Source organism: Rhizobium subbaraonis (assembly GCF_900220975.1).
Lineage (GTDB): Bacteria > Pseudomonadota > Alphaproteobacteria > Rhizobiales > Rhizobiaceae > Mycoplana > Mycoplana subbaraonis.
Map to the genome: position 1 here is coordinate 240,287 of NZ_OBQD01000004.1, position 11,844 is coordinate 252,130.

An 11,844-nucleotide genomic window follows, 5' to 3' on the forward strand; every position below is an offset into this window, starting at 1 on the left:
TTGAAAATCCTCACCTGAACGAGCTCGGGCCCCTGCCGGTTCGCGCACCAGCCCGCGCCGACTGAGAGCCATGCGCGCCCTCCACGTGGGGCTGTCCCTTGTGTCGCTTGTCGCCCTCTGGCAGGCCGGGACCGTCATCCTCGCTCCCCCTCCCTACCTGGTCCCCTCGCCGGCAGCCGTTGCTACGGCCTTTGCGGCACGTCCCGGCTTTTTTTTCGAACACGGGCTGGTGACTCTTACGGAAGTCCTTGCCGGTCTGCTGGCGGGCTCGATCTTCGGTGCTGCCGTTGCTTTCGGCGTTGCTGCGCTGCCGCGCCTCGGGCAGTTCGTCTGGCCGGCGATCCTGATCCTACAGGCGCTGCCGGTGTTCGTGCTCGCGCCCATTCTCGTTCTGTGGCTGGGCTTCGGCATGGCCTCCAAGGTGGCGATGGCGACCATCATCATCTTCTTTCCGGTCGCATCCGCCTTTGCCGACGGCCTGCGCAGAACCGATCGAACCATTCTCGACGCCGCGTCGCTGACCCCTGCAACGCACTGGCAGACGCTCGTCCGCATCCGCCTGCCGCTGGCGCTGCCGGCGCTCGTGTCGGGTCTGCGCGTCGCCGCACCGCTCGCACCGCTGGGTGCGGTGGTCGGCGAGTGGGTGGGAGCGTCCGCCGGGCTCGGCTTCGTGATGGTGCAGGCCAACGCGCGCATGCAGACGCCGACCGTCTTTGCCGCCATGGCCGTCCTGGCCGCACTTACCGTAGCGCTGAGGCTCGGCATCGACCGGCTTACGGCCGGGGTTGCACCCTGGGCGCCGGAATTTCCTTCCGCCTCTCTCAATCCTTTCCGCAGGAGACCCAAAACATCATGATCCGCTCTCTTTCCTTTACCTTCCTGCTCGCTTGGGGGCTGCTTGCCGCAGGGCCGTCGCTGGCCGCCGAAAAGCTCTCCGTCCTGCTCGAATGGTTCGTCAATCCGGATCACGCGCCGATGGTGATTGCCCGGGAGAAGGGCTTCTTTGCCGATGCCGGTCTCGATGTGGAACTCGTGCCGCCGGCCGATCCGTCGTCCGTGCCGAGGCTGGTCTCGGCCGGACAGGCCGACATAGGGGTGCACTACCAGCCAAGCCTGTATCTCGACCATGCGGAAGGCTTGCCGCTGGTCCGCTTCGGCACGCTCGTGGAAACGCCGCTCAACACCGTCACCGTTCTTGCGGACGGCCCGATCAGGAGCCTGAAGGACCTGAAGGGCAAGAAGGTGGGCTTTTCCGTTTCGGGTTTCGAGGATGTCATGCTGAGGCGGATGCTCGCCTCCGAGGGGCTGAGCGACAAGGACGTCGAACTGATCAACGTCAATTTCTCGCTGTCGCCCTCGCTGATCGGCGGCAGGGTGGATGCGACCATCGGCGGCTTTCGCAATTTCGAGCTGACGCAGATGCGCCTTGAGGGCCATGAGGGGCGCTCGTTCTTCCCCGAGGAACATGGCGTGCCGGTCTATGACGAACTGGTTTTCGTCACCCGGACGGATCTGGTCGCGGACGACCGGCTGCCGCGCTTCCTGGAGGCGGTGGAAGAGGCCTCTATCTTCCTCACCAATCACCCGCAGGAAGCCTGGCAGCTCTTCATCAAGGCCTACCCCGACCTCGACGACGCGCTGAATCGGCAGGCCTTCACCGACACGCTGCCCCGCTTCGCCAAGCGTCCTGCCGCCCTGGACCGCGGGCGCTACGAACGCTTTGGCGCCTTCCTGAAGGACGGCGGGCTGATCAAGACGGCGCCCGCCGTCGACGACATCGCCGTCGAGATCCGGTGAGCGTGATGCTGGAGCTTCCCTCATCCTTGCGTGCAGCGACGCTTCTGGCGCAGGTGCGCGCACGCCGCCCGCGGGTGCATTGCCTGATGAACACCGTGGTGCAGAAATTCACCGCCGACGGCATCACCGTGGTCGGCGGCATTCCCTCGATGACCTCGTCGTTCGAGGAGATCGGCAGTTTCGTCGCCAAGGCTGATGCGCTGGTGGTCAATCTCGGAACGCTCGATGCCGCGCGCCGCGAGGTGATCCGGCTTGCCGTGGGCGTCGCCAATGCCGCCGGCAAACCCTGGATCCTCGACCCGGTGCACTGCGACTACTCCCCGTCGCGTCTTGCGTTTGCCCGCGAACTGACCGGGCTTGGGCCGGCGATCGTTCGCGGCAATACGGCGGAGATGGCTCTTTTCGAGGAAGCCGGATCGGCCGTGCGCATCTGCACCGGTCCGGTCGACCGCCTGGCCGATGGCGGCAGAAGCGTGCGGATCGCAAACGGCCATCGCTGGATGGCGGCGGTCACCGGAACCGGTTGCCTGACGGGTGGCGTGATCGCCGCCTTCATGGCGGTCGAGCCGGACAAGCTCATTGCCGCGGCAAGCGCGCTCGTCGTCACCGGTGTATCCGCCGAGCTCGCGGCCCGGGAGGCAAAAGGGCCGGGCAGCTTTGGCGTCGCCTTCCTGGATTCGCTTTCCGAAGTCGGCGCAGACGAACTCCTCCTGCATGCAAGGATCGAAGATGACCGGAATTGACTACCGCCTGAATGCGCTGGTGGATGGGGGACTGTCCGCCATCGGCTCGCTCTCGGAAATGGCGGCACTGGCGGCCCGCAACGGGACCACGCTCGTCCAGTACCGCGACAAGACTGCATCGACCCGGATGATGATCGAGCGCGCGCGCGCGATCCGTGCGGCTCTGCAAGGCACCGGCGTGCCTCTCGTCGTCAACGACCGTGTCGACGTCGCGCTCGCGGCAGGGGCTGCCGGCGTCCATCTCGGCGCAGAAGACATGGACGCCGAGACCGCCCGGCTGTTGCTGGGACCGACGGCGATCATCGGCCTGACGGTAAAGAACGAGGCGGATGCGGATCGCGCCGGCCGGGCGCCGGTCGACTATGCGTGCATCGGCGGGGTGTTCCAGACGCTATCGAAGGTCAATCCCGATCCGCCTTTGGGGATCGAGGGGTTTGCCCAACTGCGCCAACGCATCCGGACCCTCAATCCGACGCTACCGGTCGGCGCGATCGCCGGCATTGATCTCGACCAGGTCCCAGAGGTCATTGCCGCGGGGGCGGACGGTGTGGCGGTGATCTCTGCCGTCTTCCGAAAGCCCGACGTCGCAGAGGCTGCGCGGTTGCTTCGCTCGGCGGTGGACGCTGCACTGGACAGGAGAAGGGCATGACGGCAATCGCACTCACCATAGCCGGATCCGACAGCGGTGGCGGCGCAGGCATCCAGGCAGACATCAAGACCTTCTCTGCGCTCGGCGTCTATGCAGCGAGCGTACTGACGGCCGTCACGGCGCAGAATACCAGGGGTGTCACGGCCGTCGAAGACATCTCGCCACCACTCGTTGCGGCGCAGATGGACGCGGTCCTGACGGACCTTTCCGTCGGCGCGGTCAAGATCGGCATGGTGTCGCGCAGTGAAACGATCGCCGTGATCGCCGACGGGGTGCTCCGGTTCGGTCTTCGACCGGTGCTGGACCCTGTGATGGTTGCCACGTCCGGCGACCGCCTGCTGCAGGCGGATGCGGTCGAGACGCTGAAGGCCGAACTCGTGCCGCGGTCCCTGATCGTCACGCCAAACCTGCCCGAGGCGGCGCTGCTGACCGGGATGCCGATTGCGACCGACAGGGCGGCGATGCTCCGTCAGGCCGAGGCGATCATGAATGCCGGCGCCGGCGCGGTGCTCTTGAAGGGTGGGCATGGGACAGGAGCCGACAGCACGGACCTGTTCTTCGACGGAAGGCAAGCGCTGGAGCTTTCCGCCTCCCGAATAGAGACGCGGCACGATCACGGCACCGGCTGCACGCTGGCCGCAGCGATCACCGCGAACCTTGCCAGGGGGCACGAGCTTGTCGAGGCCGTTCGCCTCGCCAAGGCGTATCTGCACGACGCGCTCGTCGCCGGCCGGTCGCTGGCCATCGGGCAGGGGCGGGGGCCCGTGCATCACTTCCACCGCTGGTGGCCGGCTTGACCCGGCGGATGGCGCAGGCCGTCGAGGCCGCTCTCGGTACGCTCGCCGCTCTGTTGCTGGCGGCGCTGCTGGCGATCGTGCTCTGCTCGGTCGTCATGCGCTACGTCTTCCATACCGGCTTCGTCGGCGTCGAGGAGCTGTGTATCTGGCTGCATGTCGCGCTGATTGCTGCCGCTGCGCCGCTGGGACTAGACGGGCCGCTCGCCATGCGCATGGATCTGTTGTCGCGTCGGCTGCCGGAGCAGTGGCGATTTGCGGCGGCCGATGGCTTCAGCATCGTCGCCGGCCTCGTCTTTCTCTTCGGCGGCGGCGAGATCATGGCTCTCCTCGGTGGGACTTCCCCCGCGCTCGGTCTGCCGGAATGGATACGGTTCGGCTTTGTCGGCGCCAGCGGCCTGATGCTTCTCGTTGTGCTGGCGCTGAAAAGGCTGTCGCAGGGGCGCGAACTTTGCCTGGGCGTTTCGTTGGCGTCGGGAGTTGCGATCTATCTTGCCATCCCGCTGCTGTCGGTCGATACCGGTCTGCCGGCGAGCCTGTTTCTGGCCCTCGTCGCGGCCCTCGGGCTTCTATCGGCGGCGCCCTTGCCGCATGCCTTTCTCGCGGCCGCTTATGTTGCCATCGCCTTCGGCGGCGGCCTGCCGGAGCCGGCGATCGTTTCCACCGCGGTCTCCGGCATGTCGAAATTCCTGCTGCTCGCCATCCCGTTTTTCCTGCTGGCCGGCGGCCTCCTGACCGTGTCCGGTGCCGCCGGGCGCCTCGTCCGTTTCGCGGAGACGCTTGTCGGCCACCGGCGGGCCGGGCTGGCGCAGACGACCCTCTTGACGAGCGTGTTCTTTTCCGGGGCCTCGGGCTCCTCGGTGGCCAATGCCGCCTTCGGCGCATCGACCTTCTACCCGGAGCTCGTCCGCAAGGGCTATGCGCCGGAACGAGCCGGTGCAATCATCGCCGCCACATCGGTACTCGACAACGTCATTCCGCCATCGATCGCCTTCCTGCTGCTGGCCGCAGCCACCCAGCTTTCGGTCGGCTCGCTGCTTGTCGGCGGCTTCTTCGCCGGCGGGCTCATGGCGCTCTGCCTGGCATTTGCGATCCACTTCTCGGCTGGAGATCCCGGCACTGCGCCTCGGGCAACCGCGGCGCAGTGCCGGCAGGCGCTTGCGTCCGCACTGCCGGCCCTCGGCCTCGGCATCATCGTGGTGGCGGGTATCCGTTTCGGCGTTATCACCACCACCGAGGCGGCAGCGGTGGCTGCGGCCTACACCCTTTTGCTGAGCCTTGCGGCATCCGGTCGGCCTGTCCACGCGTTCGCCAGCTTCCGTCAGGCTGCGGCCGAGGCAGCGGCGATCGGCCTCCTGATCGGCACCGCGGCCCCCTTCGCTTTCCTGCTGGCGCTGGACGACATAGCCGGCCTCGTGTCGCGCTGTGTGAGCATGCTCGGCGGTGGCGCATTTGCAGTCCTGCTGCTGTCGAACCTCGTTCTGCTCACCGCCGGCCTCGTGCTCGACATCGGTGCGGCAATCCTGTTGCTCGGGCCGATCCTGCTGCCCGCCGCCGTCGCCGCCGGTATCGATCCGGTTCAGTTCGGCGTGATCGTGGTGGTGAACCTGATGATCCATGGCCTCACGCCGCCGATCGGCATTCTCATCTACGTCGTCAGCGGCGTCACCCGCGTTTCGCCGACCGCGTTGTTCGGCGCCGTCCTTCCCTACCTTGCTGCGCTGCTTTTCGCCCTCGTCGTCCTGTGCGCGTTTGCGCTTCTGTTCTGATCGGAGTTTTCATGGACTGCCTCCACCGCCGCTGCTTCCTCACGTCCGCCGCCGCTGTTCTTTCCAGCCTCGCCGCGCCCGCACTTGTTCGACCGGCGCACGCACGGGCGACTACCGTCACGATTGCCTCGCTGCTCGGCGAGGACAAGCCGGAGACGAAGATCTGGCGACGGGTCGCGGACGTGGTCGAGGCCCGGCTTCCGGGGCGCTTCCGCTTCAACATCGTCGCAAACGGCGCGCTCGGCGGGGAGAAGGAGGTGGCAGAAAGCGTTCGGCTTGGTGCCGTGCAGGCGAGCCTCTCCACAATGTCCTCGCTGTCGGGCTGGGTGCCGCAGGTGCAGATCCTCGATCTTCCCTTTCTCTATCGCGACGCCGCCCATGTGCGGCGGGTCGTGGAAGGCGGGATCGGTGCGGATCTTCGGCAACAGCTGGCCGAGCAGGGCTTCATCGTCGGCGGCTTCATCGACTACGGAGCGCGGCATCTCCTGACAAAGCAGCCGGTAACGCGACCTCAGCAGCTGCGCGGCGTCAAGATCCGGGTGATCCAGAGCCCTCTGCACCAGAAGCTCTGGAGCGCCTTCGCCGCTGTCCCGGTCGGCATCCCGATCACGGAGACCTACAACGCGCTTTCCACCGGCGTCGCAGATGCGATGGACCTGACCAAATCCGCCTATGCCGGATTCAAGCTGTACGAAGTCGTTCCCTTCCTGACAGAGACCGGACACATCCGCGCGTCCGGCGTGGTGTACTTCGGCAGCGCCTTCTGGAGCGGCCTGTCCGACGAGGAGAGAGGCGTGCTCGGGACCGCAGTTTCGGAGGGGGCCAGCTATTTCAACCAGCTGATCGTCGACGACGAGAAGGCGTCGATGCAGCAGGTGGAGGCAGGCGGGGGCACGGTGTTTGCGCCGGAAATGCCGGAAGCATGGCTGGAGGGAGCCCAGACAGTCTGGGGTGACCTTGCGGACGTCGTCGGAGGGATGGAGAAGATCAAGGCTGCACAGGGCGCGTGAGGTCTGAGCATAGGGGCGATCGCGAAGCAGCGGCGATCGCCTGTCCCCCGCAAAGTGCCTGTGTGCAATGATGTCTTATGTTGTTTTTGATTCCAAAATTTCTAAGATCAATTCGACCTGTCTGTTTGTACGGTAGCGCGAAGACAACTGATAATATCCAAATATATTTATCTGTTTCCAGTTGCATTTGTGGGTCATGACAAATTTCCTCCTTCATGCATCGCAAGTTAAATTTGATTGAATTTATCAGTTTCCAGGAGTTTCAATTTATTCTGTCACTATACGCCGAATTTTTATTTCAGGTATTCCGCTCCCTCCGTTTTCGCGGGGGTAGGAGCCTACAACCGGCAGCGTACATTGCCTAATCGATGTCATCAGCCAATGGGGTAGGTATCGGTCATGTTGATAGGTCGCGTCATTCCGTAACCGTCCTGAGAGTTTACGCATATCAGGACGAGATACTGACCACGGCATACACTTCCGACGGTGAAGGCAGCCAATGTCATCATCGTCTGACCCCCCAATTCCGCTGGATTCCGCCAGATCACGGACTGATACTTCGAGCCAGGGCCGCTTGGCTCAAGGGGCATTCTCTGGCTTGAAACGGTTGGATGACATGAATCTGAGCGCCATTTTTTGTGGTGACGGAACGCTTTTGCTTCGTTGCGCGGACGCCTTTCGCCAGGCGGGCGGCGTGATAGAGGCCATTGTCACTTCCGATCCGCAGATCGCCGCATGGGCCGCAGCGGAAGCCGTTCGTTGCGAAGGCTACGAAGCGGCGGGGCAGGGCGGAACCGATGCCGACTTTCTCTTCAGCGTCGCGAACCTGAACGTGCTTCCGCCATCCATGCTCGCACGTGCCCGGCGTTTGGCCGTGAACTTCCACGACGGGCCGCTGCCGGCGCGCGCGGGATCGAATGTGCCCGCCTGGTCGATCATCGACGGGGCGGATGAGCACGCGGTGACCTGGCATGAAATGACCGAACGCGTCGATGCCGGGCGCATTCTCAAGCAGCGGCGGTTCCCGATCCATGGGCATGACACGGCATTCAGCCTGAATGCGCGCTGCTATGAAGCCGCATTCGAAAGCTTCGCAGAACTTGTTTTGGAACTTGCCGACGGCCGTTGCATGCCCGTCGATCCTGTCGGTGAGCGCAAATGGTACGCGAAATCGAAGCGGCCGGTTGAACACGGTACGCTCGACTTCCGGAAGCCGGCACAGGAACTGTGTCGGCTCGTGCGCGGTCTGAATTTCGGCGGCTACACGAACCCGCTCGCGCTGGCAAAAATGTGGTCAGGAGAGCATGTCGTAACGGTTGGCCGGCTTGAGATCGTCCCGGCTTCTGCCCGGCCTGCAGGTGAAATCATTGCGAGCGATGCCGGTTCGATCACCGTTATGGCCGCCGACAAGGCCGTTCGCCTCAGCGAGCTCGCCCATCTCGACGGGCGGCCGGTCGATCCGGTTGCCGTGGGGCTGACGCCCGGTCTCGTGTTTCCGGCGCAATCACCTTTGACGGAAGCTGCTGCGCCGGATCTTGCAAATATCGGAAAGGCAGAACCGGCATGGGAGGTCGCGCTTCGGGACGCGGCTCCGGCATTGCCGCCTTATCCGCAGACGCATACCGCAGAAGGCGGCTACGCGCCGCTGGACGCCGATGGCGTCGAGACCGACACGGTGATCGCGGCCTGGCTCGCCTGGGTCTGCGGCTTGAACGGACAGTCTCTTGCGACGGTGACGCTGCCCGATCCGAAGCCGGCTGCAGCCTGGCTGTCCAGCCGCCGTCCCGTGACGCTCGATCTCTCGCGCTGCGCCACGCCGGAAGAGGCGACGAAAGCGATGCGCTCTGCACGCGATGAAACCCTTGCGCGGGCGCCCATGGCCGCAGATCTGCCGTTGCGGCTGGTCGATCCGGAGACGCGGCGAGCAGCGCTCCAGGCCCTGCAGGTCGTCGTCGTCGACAGCGCCGCGGACATTCCGACTGATGCAAACCTTGCGCTTTGCCTGCGCCCTCCCGCGATTTCTGTCGGTAAAGGGCTCTATGCGCCCTCCGTCCTCGCGGCCCTTGCCGCCGATTTTGACGTCTTCCTTGCGGCCTTCCGAACGAAAGTCGGTTCGCCGCTTGCGACCCTGCCGCTCGGCGCCCGGACCGCTTCGCTTCGCAACGATCAGGCACATGTTGAAGCCCGCACGGTCCATGAACAGTTCGCCGCGACCTGCCGTCAGATGCCGGACGTGACGGCGCTCGAGGCGGGCAAGGTTCGGTTGACCTACGCCGAGCTGGACGCACGGGCGGCGCGGCTTGCCGGTGCGCTTGCCGCCCGCGGTGCCGCGCCCGGCACGGTCGTCGGCCTCTGCCTCGAGCGGTCGGCCGATCTCGTCGTCTCCATGCTGGCAATCCTGAAAACGGGGGCGGCGTATCTGCCACTCGACCCTGCCTATCCGCAGGAGCGGATCGGCCTCATGCTGGAAGATTCCGGAGCGACCGTCATTGTGGCGAGCCGTGGCGCCGCCAGCCGGCTGGCGCTCGATCCGGGGCGGGTGATCCATCCAGATGCTGTGGGCGCGGCGGTCGAGGATTTGCGCGGGGGCATCGACGACCTTGCCTACCTCATCTACACCTCGGGCTCGACCGGGCGTCCCAAAGGCGTGATGATCGCGCATCGGAACGTGGCGAACTTCTTCGCCGGCATGGATGCGGCGGTGCCGCTGTCGCCGGGTGCGCGGCTGCTCGCCGTCACCTCCGTCTCCTTCGATATATCGGTGCTCGAACTTCTCTGGACGCTCAGTCGTGGGGCGACCGTAGTGCTGCAGACGGATGGCGCCGGCGAGGCGGCGTTGCCGGCGTTCTCGCTGTTCTACTTTGCCTCGGAAGCCGCCGGCAGCGGTCACCAGGCCTACCGTCTGCTTCTGGAGGGGGCTCGCTTTGCCGACGAGAATGGCTTCGAGGCGATCTGGACGCCGGAGCGGCATTTCCATGCGTTCGGCGGGCTCTATCCGAACCCGGCGATCAGTTCCGCCGCCCTTGCCGGACTGACGAAGAACGTCAAGCTCAGGGCAGGTTCGACGGTGCTGCCGCTGCACCATCCCGTGCGCGCGGCGGAGGACTGGGCGCTGGTCGACAATCTCTCCAACGGCAGGGCTGGCCTGGCGCTGGCTTCGGGATGGCAGCCGAACGATTTCCTGCTCCGACCGGAGGCTTTCCCTGAGCGCAAGGACATCATGCTCGCCTCGGTGGAGACGCTGCGCAAGTTGTGGCGCGGCGAGACCATGGCGTTTCCGGGCCATGACGGCCGGGACGTCGAGATTCAGATCCACCCGCGACCCGTCCAGCGCGACATGCCGCTGTGGCTGACCGCGGCCGGAAATCCGGAAACCTTCATCGCCGCCGGACGCATGGGATGCGGCGTGCTCACCCATCTGCTCGGCCAGACGCTTTCTGAAGTGGAAGACAAGATCCGCAGCTACCGTATCGCCCGTGCCGAGGCCGGGCACGCCGGCCCCGGCCATGTGGTGCTGATGCTGCACACCTTCATCGGCGAAGACGAGGAAACGGTGCTCGCCGCTGCACGCAAGCCGATGAAGAGCTATCTCAAGAGCGCGGTCGATCTCGTTCGCCGTGCCGCCTGGACGTTTCCCACCATCGTCGAGCGCGCCGGCAAGGCCGGAAGGACGCCGCAGGAAATTTTTGAGAAGGAAGAGCTTTCGACCGACGAGCTCGATGCGCTGCTGGACCATGCGTTCGAGCGCTATTATCGCACGGCCGGCCTGTTCGGCACGCCCGAAACCGCCAGGGAGATGGTCCGAAACGTCTCCGCGATCGGGGTGGACGAGATCGCCTGTCTGATCGACTTCGGCGTCGAAACGGAGACGGCACTCGCCAACCTGCCGAACATTCGCCGGATGATGGACGGGCTCCTCGCCGAAGGCGGGGTGACGCGCAAGGCATCGGTGGCCGAGGACATCGTCGGCTCGGAAATCACCCACCTTCAGTGCACACCGTCAATGGCGAGTTATCTTGCCGGCGACGCGGCCGGCCGTCGGGCGCTTTCGCGGCTCGATTGCATGATGGTGGGCGGCGAGGCGTTTCCGCCCGACCTGGCGCGCAGCCTGCGCACGGCGCTGCCGGGAACGCTCCTCAACATGTACGGGCCGACGGAAACGACGATCTGGTCCTCCGTTGCGCGGCTCGACAGCGTCTCGGATCGGGTGCCGCTCGGCGAGCCGATCGCGAATACGGAACTGAGCGTGCGTTCGCTTGTCGGCCGGCCCCTGCCGGAACTGGTCGAGGGCGAGCTCTGGATCGGCGGCGCGGGGCTTGCCCGCGGGTACTGGAACCGGCCGGAGCTCACCGCCGAGCGTTTCATCGACACCCCGGAGGGGCGATTCTACCGCACGGGTGACCTCGTGCGCAGGCATCCGGACGGCAGCCTGGAATTCCTCGGCCGCATCGACGGCCAGGTCAAGATCCGCGGCCACAGGATCGAGCTCGGCGAGATCGAGGCAAGGCTTGCCGCCTCCGACACCGTCGCCCAGGCGGCCGTCAAGGCGGTGGAATTCGGACCGGGCGATCTGCGGCTCGTCGCCTACGTGACACCGGCCGGCATGCGCCCGTCGGCGAACGATCTACGTGCGGACCTTGCGGCTACGCTGCCGGATTTCATGGTGCCTTCGCAGATCGTTCTCCTGGAGCGGATGCCGCTGACGCCGAACGGCAAGATAGACCGCAAGGCGCTTCCGGTGCCTTCCGGGCGCGTCGATCAGGGCGTCATCACCGCGGCAGAGGGCGACATGGAGACCGGGATCGCGGCCATATGGCGTGATGCGCTGGGGTTGGAAAACGTCTCGGTCACCGAGAACTTCTTCGACCTGGGCGGTCATTCCTTGCTCGTGGTGCAGGTCCAGCGCCGGATGAAGGAAGAGCTCGGCCGGGAGGTGGCGATCACGGACCTGTTCCGCTTCCCGACGATCCGCGCGATCGCAGCACACCTTGCCGGCAGTGTGCCGGAGGCAGTCAGCGCGGTTGATCGCGGTGCCGCGCGTGCTGCGGCGCGGCTTGCCCGCCTCGGCCGGCGATGAATGGC

The 11,844-nt window shown here is 65.6% G+C and carries 8 protein-coding genes; all 8 read left to right on the forward strand.

Annotated features, from left to right (window positions below; genetic code table 11):
- Positions 1 to 70 precede the first annotated feature (70 nt).
- Positions 71 to 856: an ABC transporter permease gene (locus CRO48_RS07685; RefSeq protein WP_097137832.1), complete on the forward strand. Its 786-nt coding sequence runs from the start codon at positions 71 to 73 to the stop codon at positions 854 to 856.
- Complete coding sequence (locus CRO48_RS07690; protein WP_097137834.1) at positions 853 to 1,797, forward strand: ABC transporter substrate-binding protein; 945 nt, start codon at positions 853 to 855, stop codon at positions 1,795 to 1,797. Before CRO48_RS07685 ends, CRO48_RS07690 begins: the two co-directional genes overlap by 4 nt.
- A gap of 5 nt (positions 1,798 to 1,802) precedes the next feature.
- Entirely contained in the window at positions 1,803 to 2,540 is a 738-nt protein-coding gene (locus tag CRO48_RS07695; protein WP_097138054.1) for a hydroxyethylthiazole kinase, read from the forward strand.
- Positions 2,527 to 3,189 carry a thiamine phosphate synthase gene (gene thiE / locus CRO48_RS07700; protein WP_097137836.1) on the forward strand — a complete coding sequence of 221 codons (663 nt, stop codon included), beginning with the start codon at positions 2,527 to 2,529 and terminating at the stop codon, positions 3,187 to 3,189. The genes CRO48_RS07695 and thiE overlap by 14 nt, the downstream gene beginning before the upstream one ends.
- The gene (gene thiD / locus CRO48_RS07705) at positions 3,186 to 3,986 is read left to right on the forward strand and encodes a bifunctional hydroxymethylpyrimidine kinase/phosphomethylpyrimidine kinase (protein WP_097137838.1); all 801 of its coding nucleotides are present in this window, start codon (positions 3,186 to 3,188) and stop codon (positions 3,984 to 3,986) included. Before thiE ends, thiD begins: the two co-directional genes overlap by 4 nt.
- Positions 3,987 to 3,994: 8 nt before the next feature.
- Positions 3,995 to 5,752 (forward strand): TRAP transporter large permease subunit, encoded by a 1,758-nt coding sequence (locus CRO48_RS07710; protein WP_097138056.1) that lies wholly within the window; start codon positions 3,995 to 3,997, stop codon positions 5,750 to 5,752.
- 11 nt (positions 5,753 to 5,763) lie between these two features.
- On the forward strand, positions 5,764 to 6,762 hold the full coding sequence (locus tag CRO48_RS07715; protein WP_097137840.1) for a TRAP transporter substrate-binding protein: 999 nt from the start codon (positions 5,764 to 5,766) through the stop codon (positions 6,760 to 6,762).
- 694 nt (positions 6,763 to 7,456) lie between these two features.
- Positions 7,457 to 11,839 carry a MupA/Atu3671 family FMN-dependent luciferase-like monooxygenase gene (locus CRO48_RS07720; RefSeq protein ID WP_176526680.1) on the forward strand — a complete coding sequence of 1,461 codons (4,383 nt, stop codon included), beginning with the start codon at positions 7,457 to 7,459 and terminating at the stop codon, positions 11,837 to 11,839.
- Positions 11,840 to 11,844: the final 5 nt, after the last annotated feature.